The sequence below is a fragment of the Erythrobacter sp. GH1-10 genome (assembly GCF_045363165.1).
GTDB lineage: Bacteria > Pseudomonadota > Alphaproteobacteria > Sphingomonadales > Sphingomonadaceae > Erythrobacter.
Map to the genome: position 1 here is coordinate 656,447 of NZ_JBJFLP010000001.1, position 19,412 is coordinate 675,858.

10 protein-coding genes and 1 tRNA gene are annotated in these 19,412 nt (G+C 59.2%); 8 read left to right on the forward strand and 3 right to left on the reverse strand.

The window, feature by feature from the left end:
• Positions 1–22: 22 nt before the first annotated feature.
• A complete protein-coding gene (locus ACI5KX_RS03285) occupies positions 23–1,003 on the reverse strand; it encodes a complex I NDUFA9 subunit family protein (RefSeq protein WP_406809246.1) in 981 nt (326 codons plus the stop codon).
• 182 nt (positions 1,004–1,185) lie between these two features.
• On the opposite strand from ACI5KX_RS03285, the gene ACI5KX_RS03290 reads away from it, so the two are divergent.
• The 6 genes from ACI5KX_RS03290 to ACI5KX_RS03315 all read left to right on the forward strand — a co-directional run bounded on the left by ACI5KX_RS03290 (position 1,186) and on the right by ACI5KX_RS03315 (position 11,346).
• Positions 1,186–1,272 (forward strand) — tRNA-Leu (locus ACI5KX_RS03290).
• Between the two features lie 96 nt (positions 1,273–1,368).
• Positions 1,369–3,006, forward strand: coding sequence for a hypothetical protein (locus tag ACI5KX_RS03295; protein WP_406809247.1), 1,638 nt, complete (start codon positions 1,369–1,371; stop codon positions 3,004–3,006).
• Positions 3,007–3,052: 46 nt separating this feature from the next.
• Complete coding sequence (locus ACI5KX_RS03300; protein ID WP_406809248.1) at positions 3,053–5,767, forward strand: DEAD/DEAH box helicase family protein; 2,715 nt, start codon at positions 3,053–3,055, stop codon at positions 5,765–5,767.
• Between the two features lie 71 nt (positions 5,768–5,838).
• The gene (locus ACI5KX_RS03305; protein ID WP_406809249.1) at positions 5,839–7,110 is read left to right on the forward strand and encodes a restriction endonuclease subunit S; all 1,272 of its coding nucleotides are present in this window, start codon (positions 5,839–5,841) and stop codon (positions 7,108–7,110) included.
• The gene (locus ACI5KX_RS03310) at positions 7,107–8,570 is read left to right on the forward strand and encodes an N-6 DNA methylase (protein WP_406809250.1); all 1,464 of its coding nucleotides are present in this window, start codon (positions 7,107–7,109) and stop codon (positions 8,568–8,570) included. The genes ACI5KX_RS03305 and ACI5KX_RS03310 overlap by 4 nt, the downstream gene beginning before the upstream one ends.
• 274 nt (positions 8,571–8,844) lie before the next feature.
• Positions 8,845–11,346: a DNA-directed RNA polymerase gene (locus ACI5KX_RS03315; RefSeq protein WP_406809251.1), complete on the forward strand. Its 2,502-nt coding sequence runs from the start codon at positions 8,845–8,847 to the stop codon at positions 11,344–11,346.
• 211 nt (positions 11,347–11,557) lie between these two features.
• Here the strand turns inward: ACI5KX_RS03315 and ACI5KX_RS03320 are convergent, their stop codons facing one another.
• Complete coding sequence (locus tag ACI5KX_RS03320) at positions 11,558–12,043, reverse strand: hypothetical protein (RefSeq protein ID WP_406809252.1); 486 nt, start codon at positions 12,041–12,043, stop codon at positions 11,558–11,560.
• Positions 12,044–12,205: 162 nt separating this feature from the next.
• Between ACI5KX_RS03320 and ACI5KX_RS03325 the strand changes: the two genes are divergently transcribed.
• Both ACI5KX_RS03325 and ACI5KX_RS03330 read left to right on the forward strand, forming a co-directional pair.
• A complete protein-coding gene (locus tag ACI5KX_RS03325; RefSeq protein WP_406809253.1) occupies positions 12,206–12,748 on the forward strand; it encodes a recombinase family protein in 543 nt (180 codons plus the stop codon).
• Positions 12,749–12,830: 82 nt separating this feature from the next.
• Entirely contained in the window at positions 12,831–15,116 is a 2,286-nt protein-coding gene (locus ACI5KX_RS03330) for a restriction endonuclease (protein ID WP_406809254.1), read from the forward strand.
• A gap of 367 nt (positions 15,117–15,483) precedes the next feature.
• Here the strand turns inward: ACI5KX_RS03330 and ACI5KX_RS03335 are convergent, their stop codons facing one another.
• Entirely contained in the window at positions 15,484–19,305 is a 3,822-nt protein-coding gene (locus ACI5KX_RS03335) for a PKD domain-containing protein (RefSeq protein ID WP_406809255.1), read from the reverse strand.
• Positions 19,306–19,412: the final 107 nt, after the last annotated feature.

The window sequence follows — 19,412 nt, forward strand, 5'->3', positions numbered from 1 at the left end:
GCGCCGGTCCGGGCCCGGCGGTTTAGGCGATCTTCGATCCCGCCTTGTTCCGCGCGTTGGCGCGTTCGTCGCTGCGCCCGAAACGGCCGAACCGGCGGTAGCGGGTCATCCACTTGTCGAGGAACAGGCCGAGCGGGCGCGGCGTGATGCCGAGATCGGCAAAGGTGCGGTGCTCGCCCGAAACCACGCTTCCCGCCTTGAGCAGCGTCCACTGGTCGCGGCTCATCGGCGTGCCGGGCAGGCTCGCGAACAGGCCCGAGACGCCATCGGGCATGGCGATGAAGCGGCGCTTGCGCCCTTGCGCCTCGGCGATGCGCTGGTTGATTTCCATCATGGTGAGCACTTCGGGGCCGCCCAGCTCGTAGATGTGCCCGCCATGCGCCGCCGGATCCTCGAGCGCGACCGCGATCGCTTCGGCGACGTCGTCGGCGAACACCAGCTGCATCTTCGCATCCGGTCCGAACACGGGGAGGGCGGGGAGCATCTCGATCATCTGCCCGAACATGTTGAGGAAGTTGTCGTCCTTCCCGAACACGATCGAGGGCCGCATGATCGTCGCCGCCGGGTAGGCGGCGAGCACATTGGCCTCGCCCTTGGCCTTGCCGCTGGCATAGGCGGTAGGCGAGCTTTCGTCGGCTCCGATCGCGCTGACATGCACCACCGCAGTGACGCCTGCTTCGCTCGCGAGCCGCGCGATAGTGCCGGGCGCCTCGCCCATCAGCGTGTCGAGATCGCCGCTGAAGGCGCCGACGAGGTTGACCACGTAATCCGCCCCGTGGAGTGCCGCCTTGACGCTGTCCTCTTTGGTAATGTCGCAGCGCGCGAACTGCAGCTGTCCGAGATTGGCGAGCGGCTGGAGCGAGTGCGCCTTCTCCGGGTGGCGGCTGGCGATGCGCAGCCGCGCTCCGCGTTCGAGCAGGCTCTGCGCGACGTAATTGCCGATATAGCCGCTGCCACCGAAGACGGTGACGAGCTTATCGGCGAGCGGAGAGGTCTTGGTCATGTTCGGGCGATCCCGTGTGGCTCTGGTTACTGAATGGCGGTGCCAATGCTTCAACACGGCTTGCCGGGCAAGTGTTCCCTTACCATATTGCGGAGACAAAGCGTTGACAGGACAGCGCGCGGCTCGCTATTGGCCCGCGCCTACCGAGCGGCGACGCGACGACGACTCGCTGCGACAAGTGTGCCCAGATGGCGGAATTGGTAGACGCACCGTCTTCAGGTGGCGGCGCTCGCAAGGGCGTGGAGGTTCGAGTCCTCTTCTGGGCACCAACATTTTCAAGCACTTGAAACCCTTGAAAAACAGCGCATAAAGCCTCTTTGAAGTACACTTTCGAAGTACACAGAGAGGCTCATGTGTCTGGTAGGATGCGTCACCTTCAACTGATCAACGGTCACTATCGGTACCGCCGCCGCTGGCCCAAGAACGTGATCGCGGTGGCAAAGGGTGAGTTTTTTATTCGCCACCTTGGCACCTCGAGTCTCGAGGAAGCGGTGCGTTTGCGACCCGCTGCGGAGATCGAGTTCTTCTCGGAAGTGGACCGCCTTGGTCAGTTGGTGGACAACGCTCCTAGAGAAGTGACGCAAGCTGAAGCGACAATCCTGGTGTCTCGTTGGTTTGCAGAGCGGGTCAAGAAAGATGCCGAGTACGACCTACTCCACCCGACAGTTGACCCTGAGGCTCGTCGAGTAGCCTTCGACGGCACCAACCCGATCATTGAAGTTGTGTCGGAAATGATCGGCACCGGCGACCTCGAGGTCTTTGAAACTCATGCAGAGCGGCTCTTCGCTGAGCACGGCATCAAGGCCGACCGTGATACTCCTGGTTTCCGTCTCGCGGCTCAGCTTATGGCGAGGGCGGATAAAGAGCTGTGGCAGATGAGGGACGCCAGGATTCGAGGCGACTTCGGCTACCAGCCTTCTGATCCGGTCTTTGCCTCCGCGCTAAGGGCAGTCGATGAAAAGAAGGCCAAGCCAACGCTCGGTGGACTCATCGAGGCATTCAAAAAAGACCGTGAAGACAGATGGTCGCCTTCGAGCACAGCGGCCTATGTCCCAGTCGAAAGAGTCATGCGGGAAGTGCTCGGCTCTGCCCGTCAGCTAGATACCATCACACGAGAGGATGGCAGAAAGCTGTTCGATGTAGTGCGCCAACTGCCGAGAGGTCTCGGCAAGTCACCCAAGCTTCGCGGCCTTTCGATCCTTGAAGCCATCAAGACCGACTTCCCCAAGCTCTCCCCCAAGAGCATCAACGGGACATATCTGGCAATGATGAAGGCGACTTTCCGCTTCGCTGTTCAAGAGCAGTGGATGGCGGCTGATCCATTGTCGGGCCTTAGTGTCCATGATCCGGTTGCAGAGGCCGATAAGCGCGATCCATTCACCATCGAGCAACTCAACATCATCTTTGGCGGTGAGCCGTGGTGCCCTCGAGACGACGCTCCGAAGGGACGTCCTCTACACTATTGGGGCCCCTTGATGGCTCTCTATCACGGCATGCGGAGAGGCGAGATCGCCCAACTTACCACCGACGACATCACAGAGATCGATGGAGTGCCTGTTATTCTGGTTAGGGCAGGCGGAGCGAGGCGCCTCAAGACAACCAATGCACGGCGGATGCTGCCCGTGCATCCTGAGCTCATTACGCTCGGCTTCTTGGATTACGCGAAGGCGCAAAAGGACAGCGGGGGCGAGCAGCTTTGGCCCGGGGAGAAGCCGGACTCGCGGGGCAAATGGGGCGATGGTTTCTCCGACTGGTTCCTTCGCCTTTTGAAGGAGCGCGAGGTGACGGGGAACAAGCTGGGTCTGCACAGCTTCCGTCACAACTTCCAGGACCGCCTTCGGGAGGCAGGCCTTCACGGAACGGCCCTAGGGGAGGAGCTTGCTGGCAGGTCGAGGGGAGGCACGACCTCCAACAACTACGGAAGTGGTCACTCGACAGCGATGCTTCGAGAAGCAATCGCCAAGATATCCTATCCGGGATTTAAGCGCCCACCTGTCGGATGACGACTGTTTTGGTTGCGTTTCCCTTTGGGCTCGGCATGTTACAGCCATGCCGACACCTGAAGAACAGGCCCGCGAACTGATCGACGCCCAGCTTGAGGCGTCCGGCTGGGTCATTCAGGATCGCTCGCAAATGAACCGCACGGCCTCACTGGGTGTTGCTGTGCGCGAGTATCCGATGGCGACGGGCCCCTGCGACTACCTTCTGTTTGTCGATGGGAAAGCCTGCGGGGTTGTCGAAGCGAAACCGGAGGGGAGCACGCTCTCGGGCGTTGTCGACCAGTCGCGTCGCTACCAGCTCAAGCCACCTGAACAGCTTAAGCACTGGGGAGATCCTCTTCGCTTCGATTACGAGGCTAGCGGCTCGGAGATTCAGTTCTCGGACCTAGCCGATCCGGACCCACGCTCTCGCCGCCTCTTCGCCTTCCATAAGCCTGAAACGCTTCTCGAATGGCTCAAGGATGGCTCTAGCCTCAGGGCACGCCTGAAGGGCCTGCCGCCGCTGGACACGCAGGGCCTCCGCGATTGCCAGGTCGAGGCCATTGAGGGGATCGAGGAGTCCCTGGGCAAGGACCAGCCGCGCACCCTTATCCAGATGGCCACCGGCGCGGGCAAAACCTTCACTGCTGCCAGCCTCAGTTACCGGTTGCTTGCACATGGGGGAGCCAAGCGGATCCTCTTCCTGGTCGACCGCAACAACCTTGGGCGACAGACGCTGAAGGAGTTCCAGGCATTCCGTCCGCATGGCACCGGCAGGCTCTTCACGGAGCTCTACAACGTCCAGCGGCTGGGCCCTGCCGGTCTCGACAAGGACGCCAAGGTTGTCATCTCCACGATCCAGCGTGTCTTCTCGCAGCTCTCCGAAACGGAATTGAGCGAGGAGGAGGACGAGGTCAGCGGCTTCGAGCGCACCGGCGGTCCCCCAAAGGTCGTCACCTACAATCCCGACTTTCCGCCCGAGACTTTCGACATCGTGATCGTCGATGAGTGTCACCGCTCGATCTATGGCACATGGCGGCAGGTGTTGGACTATTTCGACGCGCACATCATCGGGCTCACCGCGACCCCTTCGGTGCACACGCTGGGTTTTTTCCAACAGAACCTTGTGGCCGAGTATCCCTACGAGCGCTCGGTCGCCGATGGCGTCAACGTCCCTTACGAGATCTTCCGCATCCGCACCCAGATCGGCGAGCATGGCAGTAGGATTCCTGCTGGTTTCACCGTGCCCCGGCGGGACCGCCACACGCGCCGTCAGCGGTATGAGGAGCTCGAGGACGACCTGATCTATGGCGGCGCGGATCTCGACCGCTCGGTCATCGCGCCAAACCAGATCCGTACGGTGCTTGAGACCTATCGGGATACTATCTCGACAGAACTCTTCCCTGGCCGCACCGAGGTCCCGAAGACGTTGATTTTCGCCAAGGACGACCACCACGCGGAGGAGATCGTCAACATCGCGCGCGAGGTCTTCGGCAAGGGCAACGATTTCGCCAAGAAGATCACCTACAAGGTCACCGGCGTGGATCCGGAGCAGCTGATCAGCTCCTTCCGCAACGATTACAATCCGCGCATCGCGGTCACGGTAGACATGATTGCCACCGGCACTGACGTGAAGCCTATCGAGGTGGTGATCTTCATGCGCGATGTGGGCTCGGCGCTCTACTTCGAGCAGATGCGCGGGCGCGGGGTCCGCACGGTCAACCCCAGCGACCTCAATCGGGTCACCCCCGATGCCAAGGTGAAGGACCGTTTCGTTCTGATCGATGCCGTCGGGGTCACCGAGAGCGAAAAGCACGTTGCCAAGCCGCTGGAGCGGGAGCGCACGACGTCCTTCGATAAGCTCCTGGAACAGATCGCCAGCGGGCGCAGTGACGAGGATGCCGTCTCGACCCTCGCAGGTCGTCTAGCGAGCCTCGACCGCAAGCTCAGCGACGAACAACGTGAGGAGGTCCGTAAGGCCACTGGAGGGCTCTCTGTGGCCGATCTGGCTGGGCGGCTGGTGGATGCCATCGACAATGACAAGATCGCCGCCCAGAGCTCTTCAGAAGAGCCTGAGGAGGCGGTGGCCGAGCGACTGCGGGAAGAAGCGCTGGAGCCCTTCAACAGTCCTGAGCTCCGTAACCTCCTGATCGATCTCAAGCGGATGAGCGAGGTTGTCATCGACCAGCACTCGCCTGACGTGGTGATCTCGACTGGCTTCGACGAGAACGCCGCGAAGGAGATGATCACGAGCTTCGAGAAGTTCCTGGAGGAGGAGAAGGACCAGATCGTTGCGCTCTCGATCCTCTACAGCAAGCCCGAGGCTCAGAAGAAGCTCACTTACGAGCGCTTGGAGGAGCTCCAGTCGGCCATGATGCGACCTCCTTGGTTGCTCCAGCCGCCTGCGCTCTGGAACGCTTACAGGCGGCTTCAGGGTGACAAAGTGCGGGGCAATCCGGCCAAGGTGCTCACTGATATCGTTTCGCTTGTGCGCTTCGCCATTGGAGCGACCGAGACACTTGCGCCACTGTCGATGGATATGGCTGGCCGTTTCAACCTCTGGCTTGGGCGCGAGAAGAAGGCGGGGCGTGAATACACGCAGGAACAGCTCGCCTGGCTTGAGGCCATTCGGGATCACCTCGCAGCCAATATCGAGCTATCCCTGAGGGACCTGCAGGACTTCCCACAGTTTACTTCGAAAGGCGGCGTAATTGCTGCCCGCAAGGCCTTTGGTTCCCGGCTCGAGGACGTTATCGGCGACGTGACCGAAGCATTGGTGGCGTAAGGGTTTTTTGGGTGGCGAGGGACAGCAAGAGAGGGATCGTCAACTCGGGACCCATCGAAGGGCCCTCACCCTTGCCGGATGGATGGCGCTGGGAGCCGCTTGGCGCCGTGGTGCGACAGAGCAAAGAAAAGCTGCAGCCAGATCCTGCGAGTAAGCTTCCATTCGTGGGATTGGATGCGATTGAACCGCACACAACTTCCCTTACGTCCACAGTGCCGTTCGCGTCGATGCGGAGCAGCGCCAACCGTTTCCGCGCAGGGAACGTCTTGTATGGGAGGTTGCGTCCCTATTTGAACAAGGTTTGGCTCGCGGATCAGGACGGGGCTTGCTCGGGAGAGTTCATCGTCTTCGAAACCCGCGAAGACGTTGATCCGGACTACCTTAAGTGGCTGCTCCATCATTCTCGATTTGTCGACTTCACCAGTCACGCAGTGACAGGGGATCGACCAAGAATCGATCTGGCAAGGATGAGCCCTTATCCCTTTCCACTGCCACCACTGGAGACCCAAAAACGCATCGTTGCGCGGATCGATGAGCTCTTCACCGAACTGGATGACGGTGAAGCTGGCCTCGAGCGGATAACGGATGATATTGAGACCTACCGCAAGTCGCTCTTAAAGGCCGCAATGGCCGGAGAGCTCACTGCAGACTGGCGAGCGACCAATCCTCTGCAGCAAAATGGTGAGCAACTCTTGAGGCAGATCCTAGCAGAGCGTAAAACTCGGTGGGATCGCGACCCGAAGAATAGGAAGAAGAAATACAAGGAGCCTGAAGCGGCGGATACCAGCGAATTGGTCGACCTTCCTGATGGATGGGCCTGGGCCAGTTTCTCCCAGCTTTGCGATGTGCGTAGTGATGGTGGGCTTAAGCTCAAAGAGCGGGACTATCTGGTTGAAGGCAAGTTCAAGGTTATCGACCAGGGAGCCAAAGACGTCGCTGGCTACACCGACGATGAGACTCTGCTACAAATGGTCGATCAGCCGTTGATCTTGTTTGGAGACCATACTCGTAGATTCAAGCCGGTGTCAGAGCCCTTTTGCATTGGAGCAGATGGCATCAAAATCATTGCACCTCACCCGATGGTTGATGCGAGATATATGCTTCATGCGTTTAGGGCGGCACATTTCGAAGATCGTGGATATAGCCGCCATTTCCAGTTTGTTAGGGCACTTGCACTGCCGTTGCCCCCATTGCACGAACAACGACAAATAGCTCTTCTGCTCGACGCCTTGTTTGAGGAGGCGGGAGATTTTGCACTCAAAGGCGAGGATGCTGCTTCAATGTCGCGCATCCTTCGCCATTCCATTCTTGCCTCGGCCTTTAAAGGGGAACTGGTTCAGTGAACGAACAGGCACTTGTCTCTAAGGTCTGGAACTACGCCCATGTTCTCCGCGATGACGGCGTCTCTTACGGCGACTATCTAGGTCAGATCAGTTTCCTGCTCTTCCTAAAGATGGACGAGGAGCGGACGAAATATATTGGCGAACCTTCCGCGATCCCAGAGGACTGCCGGTGGGACACCTTGCGGGGCAAGTCAGGTATTGCCTTGGAAAACCACTACAAGGATGTCCTTGAAAAGCTCTCGAAGCGTGATGACATCGTCGGAACGCTCTTCCTGAAGGCAGAGAGCAAGATCGGCGACCCAGCCAAGCTCCAGCGGCTGGTGACCCTCATCGATGGCGAGACGTGGATGGGTCTCGACGTCGACGTTAAAGGCTCGATCTACGAAGGTCTGCTTGAGCGCAACGCGGGCGAAGTGAAGTCGGGGGCGGGTCAATATTTCACGCCTCGTCCGGTCATCGAGGCGATGGTCGAGGCCATCGATCCGGATCCTGGCGAGACCGTCTGTGACCCAGCCGTCGGCACCGGCGGTTTCCTGCTGGCTGCCTACGAGCACATGCGAGACAAGCCTGGCGCAACCGACCGCGCCACCTCCCGCAAACTCCGTGAGGAGAGCTTCTTCGGCACCGACATTGTCGCCGAGGTAGTCCGGCTCTGCGCGATGAACCTCTACCTCCACGGCATTGGCGGGGACAACTCGCCGGTGAAGCAGGCTGACGCGCTGCTCAGTGATGACGGCCAGCGCTACGATCTCGTTCTCGCCAATCCACCCTTCGGAAAACGCCAGTCCTTCCGGATCGTCAATGCTGAAGGACAGATAGAGAGCGAGAAGCAGGAGTATGTCCGGGACGATTTTGTCGTCACCACGGGGAACAAGCAGCTCAACTTTCTCCAGCATATAATGACGATCCTAAAGGTCGGCGGATCGGCGGCCATCGTGATGCCCGATAACGTGCTGTTCGAGGGCGGGGCGGGGGAGGCCCTACGTCGCAAGCTGCTTAAGGACTTCGACTTCCACACGCTCCTGCGGCTCCCAACCGGGATTTTCTATAGCCAAGGCGTGAAGGCGAACGTCCTGTTCTTCGACAAGGCCACCGCTGGTGAGCAGGTCGCCACAAAGGAGCTCTGGGTCTACGATCTCCGGACGAACCAAAAGTTCACCCTCAAGGATCGCCCGATCCGCCGAGCTGACCTCGATGACTTCGTCGAGTGTTATCGCCCGAAGCACGCCCGCCACACCCGTGAGGAGACCGAGCGCTTCCGCAAGTTCACCTACGAGGAGCTGATCGAGCGCGACAAGGTCAACCTCGATATCTTCTGGCTCAAGGATGACAGCGCGACCGACCCCGACAGCCTCCCGCCACCCGACGAGATTGCCGCAGAGATTGTGGTGAACCTCGAGGAGGCTCTTGAGAAGTTCCGGAGCGTAGCCGCGAAACTGGGGGCTCAGCCAGCCGAATGACAATGGAACTACCGAAATCAGGGCTCCATGCCTTTGTAAGGCGCGGAGCAAACGAAGGCACTCTTCTCTTCCCGCACAGGCATCGCGACGGGTGCTTCGTTGTGTCGAAGACCCGCTTCGAAAAGGACTACATCAAGGTTCCTGACGAAGATGACCTCGTAGGTTGGCTGGAGAAGGGATACTCGCTCCGGATGTCCAATGCGGACGGCGGTGTGAAGCAGCCCAGCCTAATTGAGCCACGCAAGATTTACCGACCAATCCTGACCTAGCAGACATGACAAGAGAAGATTTGCTCGAGGCCCAACAGGCCCTCGAAGATGAATCCCGCGCCTTGGGCATAGCCCGTTATCGGCAGCAAAGAAGCAAGTGGACGAGCGTTCTTGGAAAGGGTGTCGACGAGGCGGACTTGCCGCCAGGACGCAGGCTCTTGCGGCTCGCGCTCCAGCCGACCGTTTCTGCTATCGATGGATTTCTTGATGCAGCTCAGCGGGGCGTTGCGGGACGAAAGCACAGCGCGATAAAGCTGCTTAAGGGTGCTGAGCCGGAGCCACTTGCGGTTCTGACACTGCGCTCCGCCATTCAGTCTGGGGTCCAGCGGCTGGTCTGGCAGAAGGCTGCGGTCGCTGTGGCCTCTGCGGTCATGGGGCATATGGAGGCTGAAGCCCTCCGAAAGGTGAACAAGGCGGGCGCGGCTGGCCTTGATAGAAGCTTGCGGAAGACAGCGTCTCCCAGCCAACGCAGACTTCGCCTGACCCGCGAGATCTACCGCCAGGAGGGCGTAGCTCTCGATTGGTCGCCGCGAGATCGAGTTCTGGTGGGTTCTAAACTGATCGAGCTCGCCATGGATGCCACCGGCCTATTCACGAAGGTCCGTGTCGACGAGGGGATGGGGAAGAAGCGACGGACACACTACCGTCTCGAGCTGACTGACAAGGCTGGAGAATGGCTCGAAGAGCAACACGCTCGATGCGAACTGCTCGATCCGATTCCGATGCCTATGGTTGTCCCGCCATGCCCGTGGACTACGCCCTTTGACGGTGGTTATCTCGATCCGCCACCGGGAAATGCCATCATCCGACAGCACTCCCGGCCCTACTTTGATGAGCTCGAAAACATTGAGATGCCGCTCGTCTTCAGCGCCATCAACGCGATCCAGGGCACTGCCTGGAAAACTAATCGTCCTATCCTTCAAGCGATGCGAGCGGTCTGGGAAAGTGGAGGCACTCTCGGCGGTCTGCCACCTCGAGACGACGAACTAGTTCCGGCGAGGCCAAGCGGTTTCGAAGAAGATGAAGCTATCCGTCAGGAGTGGAAGAGTAGGGCGGCCAAGGTTCATGCGGTCAACGCACGACGCAAGGGCAAGCGCCTTGCCTTGATGCAGAAGCTTTGGGTGGCGGAGAAGCTGGCGGACTATCCGGCGGTCTATTATCCGCACAGCATGGATTGGCGCGGGCGGGTCTATCCGATCCCGGCTGGCGGACCTTCGCCGCAGGGCGATGATATAAGCAAGGCTCTCCTGACTTTCGCTGTCGGGGAACCGCTAGGGCCCAGGGGGGCACGCTGGCTGGCTATCCACCTTGCGAACCTCTTTGGGGTCGACAAGGTGAGCTTTGAGGATCGCGTTCGGTGGGTCGAGACGCACGACGCTGAGATCGTCGACAGCGCGACCAATCCGCTCAATGGTCAGCGCTTCTGGAGCACAGCGGATAAGCCTTGGCAGGCGCTTGCGGCATGTATCGAATGGGCAGGGTATCGACGGGAAGGTGAGTCGTTCTGTTCTCACGTGCCGATTGCGCTCGATGGATCGAACTCCGGCCTACAGCACTTCACGGCGCTTTTACGGGATCCATACGCTGCCCCTCACGTGAACCTGGTCGATCAGGAGCGCCCAGGGGATCTTTACTCGGTTGTTGCCGCCCGCGCGCAAGAACTGGTGAACGATTCAGATGATCCAGGCGCATTACCGTGGAAGGGACAGACGATCACCCGCAAGATCGTCAAGCGCCCCTGCATGACCTACACCTACTCAGCCACGCGCCACAGTATGGCCGAGCAAATCGACGAGGTTCTTCAAGAACTGGACGAAGAAGCACTACTGCGCGGACATGAGCCCCATCTTGGGAGCTTCGATAATAGAGAAGCTGCTTTCTGGCTGGCGGGGCTGCTATACAGCGAGTTGGGCAAGCAAGTGCCAGCAGCGAGGAAGGCGATGGATTGGCTCCGGAAGGTCATGAGCCTGGTCAACAAGCTTGATCTTCCAATCTGGTGGGATACCCCGGTGGGCCTTCCAGTACTGCAGCGATACCCAAGGGAGAAGGCTCGATCTGTTGAGGTAACCATTCAGGGCAAGACGCATCAGCTACGCGTCGCAGGGGAGGATGGGAATCCAACGCTTGCAGACTTTCTAGCCGACAACAAAGGGCGCTGGAACGACGCTCGCGCCGCCCTTTCAGGCATCGCCCCCAACTTCATTCATTCGCTCGATGCCGCCCACCTGATGATGGTAGCTAACGAGTGTTCGGTGCAGGGGATCCAAAGCTTGGCCGTAATTCACGATAGCTTCGGCACTCACGCCGCGAAGACTGACGATCTTGCAGCAATCCTCAGGGAAACGTTCATCGACCTCTATGAGGGAGATCCGCTGGCCGCCTTTCGGTCGTCTGTTCTGGATGATCTCAAACACGCCCCTGAGATCGCCAAGCAGATCCCCGAAGCGCCCAAGAAGGGCGATCTCGATCTCGGCAGCATCAGGCAGGCGACCTACATGTTTGCCTGACGTGAGCAATTACCCGGGACTTATAGAGGGATGACTGTAGGGGCGGCGACGGGAGTGATGCTTCCACCTCGTTACAACCGATACTCTCAGGCTAGGCTTGGTTCACTGTGCGCTTACCTTCGAAGCCGGATCCTCAACTAGCCGACACTACCCGCCAAGCTGATTGGTTTCGTCGCAAAAATCCGAAGCGGATAAACGTAGGCGATCTGATTTAATCTCCCCCCGGTGGGGGTGCCTCGAAACAACTTCTTACTTCCTCGGACACCTCAATGCTCTGCGAAATGATCGTAAGCCCATGGCGCAAAAGCAGCAGACTTCTTTCGGGATCGAACCAATGTCCGTTGAACTTCGCCCCGTGAAACAAGTTATTCCGTACACGGCAGACATAGAGGAGTAGCTGCCCAGTCTTGGTGCTCGATGAAACTGGTCTTTCTTCGAACACAGTCTGACCAGCTTTCAAGACCTGTTTGAGGGGAGGTGTGTCGAGATAATAGTTGATCGCCTCCTTGAGCTCGACATCCTCGGACATAGCGTCGCTGAGAGCGCTCTCTATTTCAGCCCCAAAGGCCTCCCAGTCGGCTTCCGGAGTTTTCTTCCCCGCTTTCAACCTGCCAGAAACCTTTAAGGCCCCCTCTGCACGACTAAAGAGATGAAAGAAGCGATAGGCGAGCTCGTCAAGATCTGGATTATCAGTCATCCTGCCTCGATAAGGTTCTGGGAGAAAACGTCCATGTCTCAATTCGGTATACCCACCCGAGACGTCTCACTTCCACCACCCCAGTGTCTCTTTAGGGTTGACCTGGAGATTCTGAGACGACTATCAGTATGGGTCTAGACCCAAATGAGACGGAGGTGTTCTATGCTGGTGGGGTATGCTCGAGTGAGTTCGGTCGGACAGAGCCTGGAGGTTCAAGAAGACCTTCTTCGCGAAGCTGGATGTGAAAAGGTCTTCGCTGAGAAGAAGAGCGGCAGGACCACGAACGACCGCAAGGCTCTGCATGAGGCCCTTGAGTTTGTCCGCGAAGGTGACACGCTGGTGATCACCAGGCTCGACCGCCTCGCCCGCTCAATCATGGACCTTCGCCAGATCGTCGACCAGCTCGCCGCCAAGGGTGTCACCTTCCGATGCCTCCAACAGGGAGCCATCGACACCACTCGGTCGGACGGCAAGCTCCTGCTCAACATCCTTGCCTCCTTCGCCGAGTTCGAAGCTGATATCCGCAGCGAGCGGCAGCGCGATGGGATCGAGAAGGCGAAGGCGAGGGGGGTCTATCAGGGGCGTCCAGCGTCCATCGATCCAGCCGAGGTGCGGCGACTTAAGGCGTCTGGCTTAGGGGCAACTCAGATTGCTCGAGAACTCGGGATCGGTCGAGCTAGCGTTTATCGTGTGCTGAATTCCTAGCATTTCGCTCGCCTTTCCTCTTACCTGCCTTTCCTCTTACCTGCCTTTTTCTTTGTTTCCTCTTGGGTTAGTTGGCTTGAGCATGAACCATGACTTCTCCAAACTTTCTGGCCTCGATTTTGAAGAGTTGGTGCATGACCTACTCGAAGAGGAATGGGGCCTAAAGCTCGAGATCTTTGGTCCGGGTAAGGATGGCGGGATCGATCTTCGCGCGCTCGGTCCGAACGACAAGGCCGTCATAATCCAATGCAAGAACTACCAGCGTTCTGGTTTTGCCGCGCTACGTTCGACCATGAAAAACAAGGAGCTTCCCAAGATCCAGAAACTCAAGCCAGCGCGCTACGTGCTGGTCACTTCCTGCGATCTGACGGTCGGTCAAAAGGATGATCTGTTCCAGATCTTGAAGCCCCACGTTCGAACAAAGAAAGACATCATAGGGGGGGCAGAGCTAGAAAAGCGGCTCGAGAAGAATCCTGAAGTCGTAAAGCGGCACTACAAACTCTGGATGTCGAGTGTGTCTGTTCTCGAGAAAGTCCTCCACGCAGCAGAGCATGAGCAGACACAAGCTCAGGTGGACCGCATCACTAGAAAACTGCCCCTCTTCGTTCAGACTGATGCTTACGGAAGGGCGATGAGTTCACTAGATGAGCACCGCATCGTCATCGTTTCAGGCGCGCCCGGAATAGGCAAGAGCACGATAGCTGACATGCTCCTTTACGCGCATATCGCCGATGGCTTCGCACCTGCGGTGATTAAGACTGGGCTAGCCGAAGGGCGCAGACTAGCATCGTCCACGAAGCCAACGCTATTCTACTTTGACGATTTCCTGGGCCAGACTTTCCTTGGAGATCGCCCAGATTTCCTTGGAAGGAAGGAAGACGCAGACTTGGTCGATTTCATCGACTGGGTGAGATGTCACAAGTCACATCGCTTTGTCTTGACCACAAGAGAGCACATCCTTTCCGACGCGCTGCAAAGGTCTGAGAAGTTGAGGCATTCAGGTGTTGCCGACGAACGTTGTCTTGTGACTGTGACAGATTTTAGCCGGGGGCAACGAGCTCGGATATTGTATAATCACCTCTATTTCAGTGACTTGCCACAGGAATACAAACTAGAGATGTTGCGGGATGATTTCTTTTTGAAGATCATCGACAGCAATCAATTTAACCCTCGGATTATCGAGTGGCTGGCGAGTCAGAACAGGCTCAAGACTGTCCCGCCGGAGAACTATCGGAAGCATGTTGAGGCGCTGCTCAAAGATCCAAAAGAGATATGGCGTCACGCTTTCATCTATGAACTCTCGCAAGGCGCTCGAGATCTTCTCGTCGCACTCTATTCGCTCTCGTTCCAAGTCTACTTAGAGGATTTGGAGGAAGCCTTCGATCGCCTTCATGCTCGATCGATTGAGCGGACTCAGCAAAAGAGTGCCGTGAGCGCCTTCAAGAGTGCGATGAAAGAGCTAGACGGCTCCTTCATACGAATCGGAGAGTGGGGTGTTGAATTCATCAACCCCTCAGTTCGCGATTTCATAGCAAGCATATTGAACGAAGATCCCGAGATCGTGCTCGATGTCATACGCGCGGCTGTAAAGTTCAATCAGGTCTTGAACATGCTGAGTGGCGCGAAAGAAGGCGGCCCATTCTCTGCAGCACGCAATCGTCTGGAGCAAAACAAGGCCTTTATTGCAGAAAAACTCGACCAGCTCCTCAATACCGAACATCTGCGATGGGTTGACTCCCGGTCTGGTAGACGGGGCATGTACGTGGACCACAGCCTTCCACGAAAAGTGGAGGCTCTATTCGAGTTACATAAGGAGCTCCCTGAAGCGAGGCCGGTTACACTGCGCGCGCTGGAACAGCTAACCCAAGTGGTCGAGAGGGGAACTCTGCAATACTCCGAGTTGCGTGGAGTGGTCGAGTATGCCTGGAATAACCGCGGATCCGGTCTATGGGACGACATTCAGCCCCTGCTGAAGGCTGTAGCCAGCGATCTAGAGCGAGCATTTGCAGACGACTGGCTTGTATTACTCGAGCTCGATGCTTCCATAGGCGACGACTTTGAAGCCGCAATCCCTGGCTTCTCTGATGCATTTGAGGCCTACCAGGAGTCAGGCTGGCAAGATGAACGCTCATCAGGTGGCGGGCGAGAGCATCTTGAAGAGTTGCGGTCGACACTTGAACTCATAGAGCAACGCTGCGGCACAGACTTCTCGAGTCAGATAAGCAACCTCGACGCTGAGATTGATGAGTATGGATATGACTACGACGAGCCGGCGCAATCAGCACGGAGGGCAGTCGACGAAGTCAAAACTGACATCGGTGACGTGGAGATACGTGCGATGTTCAGGTCGCTAGTGGATGGGGAATAGAATCCCATGGAGCTCACTTCGTCAACCCACATGGTTCGAGTCTCTTTTTGAGCACAAAGTCATTGGGGGCCTTTTTGGGGGCAAAATGGGACATTTGGGAAGTACACAAGGTACACAATTCCGATACTTTTCTGTTATTTATCAAGGATAAATGAGCGGAGAATCGAGTCCTCTTCTGGGCACCATTTTTTCGATTGCAGCACGTTTTCGGTATCCGCTCGCGGTGTGGGCATCGGTTGGCTGTTCGACCGCTCCCGGCCCGCAGTCACTTCGTACTGGCATGAGCCGACCTTTGCCCAAAAACAATGACGGCCGGACGCCCCCTCTCGGAAGCGCCCGGCCGCTTCTTTGCGACCCTCTCGGGGGCTCAGAAGCCGAAGGAAACGCCGATATGCACCCCGGTGCTGCTGAAGTTGTCGGCCCCGATTCCGTCGTGGAAAGCCGAGAGGCTGGCGCGCAGGCCGCCGGGGGAGAACAGGTCGATACCGCCCTCGACCCGGGCCCGGAGCGAGCCCAGATCGAGCATCCGGTCGTTGCCGAAATTGCCGATTGCGAAGCCCGAGGCCTCGCCGAAGGTTAGGATTCCCTCGGCTTCGCCATAGGGACGCAGCGCCCAGCCGCCTTCGAGATCGACCAGATGGCTGATGCGCGGACGGAAGCTGATGTCGCCCTGATCGACCACCTGCGAAGGGATCGTGACATCGAGGCTGTCGACGTAGCCCTCCTGCTCCTCGCGGATATAGCGCACCGTCACCTCGGGCCGGATCGTCGTCCGGTCGCCGAGATCGAACTGGCCGATCAGCGAGCCCGAATAGAAGCTGCGATTGGTGTCGAAGCTGTCACTGAACGTGCCCAGCGGGGAGACGATGTTGTCCGATAAACCCCATGCCGCGCGTGCCTCTGCGTAGAAGCCTTCGCCGAGCTTGGCGGTGAGGTAGGGACCAGCCATCCAGCCATCGCCTTCGGCCTCGCCGGCCTCGAGCCTGTCCTTGTCGTTGAAGGTGTCGAACGCCACGAGCGCACCGACCAGGAGGTTGTCGCCGAGGCGATAGTCCGCGCCGATATAACCGATGCGGAAGCTGCCTTCCTGACCGCCGATCCGCGCCTGCGAGACGTAGAGCTCGCCCCACAGGTCGAAGGCCCGGCCTTTCTCGTCGCGCCCGTCGAGAGCGGAAGTAACGGTGGAGAGCGACGTGCTCGCCTGCGCGCGGCCCTGTCCGACGGTGAAATCGACCGGCAGCTTGCCCGCACCCGGGACCGGGAGGTTGTAGGCGGAACCCGATCCGCCTGAACCGGGCACCCCGTTCAGGCGATCGAGCCGCCGCTGGAGGTCGGGCTGGTGGGAGAGGATCAGCGCGTTGCGCCCGGTCAGGAACTCGGCAATCGCCACCTCCGCCGCCTCGCGGGTATTGGCGAGCGAGAAGGTGCAGACGAGGTCCTCGTTAGGCGAAAGCTCAAGGGCGACCGACCGACTGGCAATGTCGGTGCGGCTGTCGCTGTCGTTGCAGGCTATGTCGGTGAGCGCGTACCCCTGCGCAGAGAGATCGGCTGCGGTCATGCCATATCTGCCGACGGCGACGTTGGTTGCCGCCAGCTGCCCCGAACCGTTGCTGGTCGCTATCGTCCCTGTCAGCGCCGCGAGGCTCGAGGTGTAGGCGACGCTGGTGTCGCTCCCGATCACCCGCTGCACGATCGTGATCGTGCCGACCGCGCGGACCGAGATCGTAACGGTGTCGGCGACCGAGCTCACCTGTCCGTCGCTTACGATCAGCTGGAAGACGAGATCTTCGTTGCCCGACACCACCGGAGCGGCGAAATTCGGCGACGCGGTGCTTGCACCGTTCAGCGTGACCGCCGTGCCTGAAACCTGTGTCCAGGTGTAAGTCAGGCCATCGCCATCGGGGTCGCTCGATCCCGTCCCGTCGAGCCTGACCGTCTGGCCGCTGTCGATCGGTCCCTGATCAGGTCCGGCATCGGCAACGGGAGGACGGTTCGCTTCGATCGTTATTTCAACCGTGTCGAAGGGCAGGTTCTGGAGCCCGTCGGTGATACCGTCGCTTACCGTCACCTGGAACACGAGCGTCTGCGCGGTCCCGGTCGCTGCTGGAGCGGTGAAAGTCGGCTGAACAGCCGCCGCATCGCTGAGCGTCACCGGCGGACCGGAAACCTGCGTCCAGCTGTAGGTGATCGGATCGCCATCGGCATCGGTCGTCCCGCTGGCGTCGAGCGTGACCGTGCTGTTGCCCTGCACCCCCTGGTCCGGCCCGGCATCCGGAACCGGCAGGGTGTTGCGCTCGACGAACACGAACACGATGTCGGCTGCGGAATCGGCCGTCCCATCGTTGACGATGAGCTGGAAGCCGATCTCCTGCGGCCCATTGCGCCGCGGCGGAGCGGTGAAGGTCGGATTGGCCGCAGTCGGATCGGAAAGCGTCACCGGCGGACCCGAAACCTGCGTCCAGCTGTAGGTGATCGGATCGTTGTCGCTATCGCTCGATCCGGAGCCGTCGAGTTGCACGACGGCCTCGCCGGGCACCGTTTGGTCCTGACCGGCATTCGCGACCGGTGCATTGTTGGCCGCGATCTGGATCGTGATCTGTTCGGTGTCGCTTGCGTCGAAATTGTCGGCGACGAGCAGCTGGAACACGACCGTTTGTACGGAACCTGTCGCCGCCGGAAGCACTACGTCGGTGGATGCCGCGCCGGGATTTGCGATCGTCGCGGTTGGCCCGCTGACCTGGGTCCACTGGTAAACCAACGGGTCGTTTTCGGGATCGGTCGAGCCGCTGCCGTCCAACGAAACTGTCGCTCCGCCCGAAGCGGTCGAGGGACCAGCGATCGCCGCGGTTGGCGGCTGGTTGGCTTCGACCGTGATCTCGACCGTATCGGGTGCCGAGGCGTTGTTGTTGCTGTCGGTCGCGACGAACTGGAACACGAGCACTTGCGGTTGAGGACCACGCGGCGGAGCGGTGAAATCGGTCGAGAGATTTTGCGGCGCGAAGGTGACCGGAGGTCCCGAAATCTGGGTCCACAGCGGCGTGATCGGATCGTTCTCGGGATCGGTCGCTGTCGCCGCCAGCGTGACTTGCGATCCGCCCGCGACAGTCTGGTCGGGTCCGGCGTTGACGGTCGGAGGCGCATTCGGCTGCACCGTGATGACCACTTCATCGGGCTGTGACGGATCGATCCCGTCATCGGCGACCAGTTGGAAGGTCAGGGTGACAGGGCCGGTAACGGTCTGCGGAGCGGTGAAGGTCGGGTTGGCCGTATTGGGATTGCTGAGTGTGACCGAAGGTCCGCCGATCTGGCTCCACTGGAAATTGAGCGGATCGTTATCGGCATCGGTGCCGGTGCCTGCCAGCTGGACCGTGTTGCCCGAGCTGACAGTTTGATCGGGGCCGGCATCGGCCACAGGCACGTTGTTCGGAGCCGCCGCTATGGTGATCGCAACATCATCATTGGCTGATGTAAGTGCATCGGAGCCGGTCAGACGGAAGACAAGGGTTTGAGGCTGGTTGGTTTGCGTCGGCGCGGTAAAGCTGGGAGAGGTGGTGGTGGCCCCATTCAAGGTCACAGCGGGGCCTGAAACTTGCGACCAACTGATAACGAGGGAATCATTGTCGGGATCGGAAACCGACCCGCTCAGACTGACCACCACTCCACCGCTGGAGAGATTCTGATCGGGACCAGCATTTACCAACGGCGCGCTGTTGGACACCATCGAAGCGCATCCGCTGCCACCCGCAAGGAGATCTGATCTGGGAATGGCTACGGTTGCGATGGGATTGCCCAACGCGGCGGGGGTTCCGCTTAAGGTCGTCGGATCGAAAAATCGCACTTCGCGATCCTCCTGCACCCCGCCTTGTGAGAAATTGACGGTCGCACCGGTAACCTGGTTGGTCACTCCCGTCCCGACGAAGGAGAGATTGGGAAAATTGAATCTTTGGCCACTCGCCGTGTAGACGCCAAACGCATAATAATCGGTATTGCCGCCGCTATCGTTGGCCGTGCCAGTTACATCGAAAGCAAGGGTGACTACGCACGACTGATTGAAACTGGACACATTCGTTATCACGGCATTGCCAACCGTCGCAGCCTGCGCGGCGCTTGGCAGCGCCAGCAGTCCTGCTAGCGCCGCACCTGCCACGCCCGCGCGCAACATTGCCTTGTTCGAATTCAGATACGCCACCCTCGTGCCCTCCCTCTGTTTGGAAACATCTCCGGGAGGGTGGGTAGGAATTAGCCGGGGGTCGCTGATGCCATAAGTTTGGTGGGCGGCAGGATTTCGTTAACCCG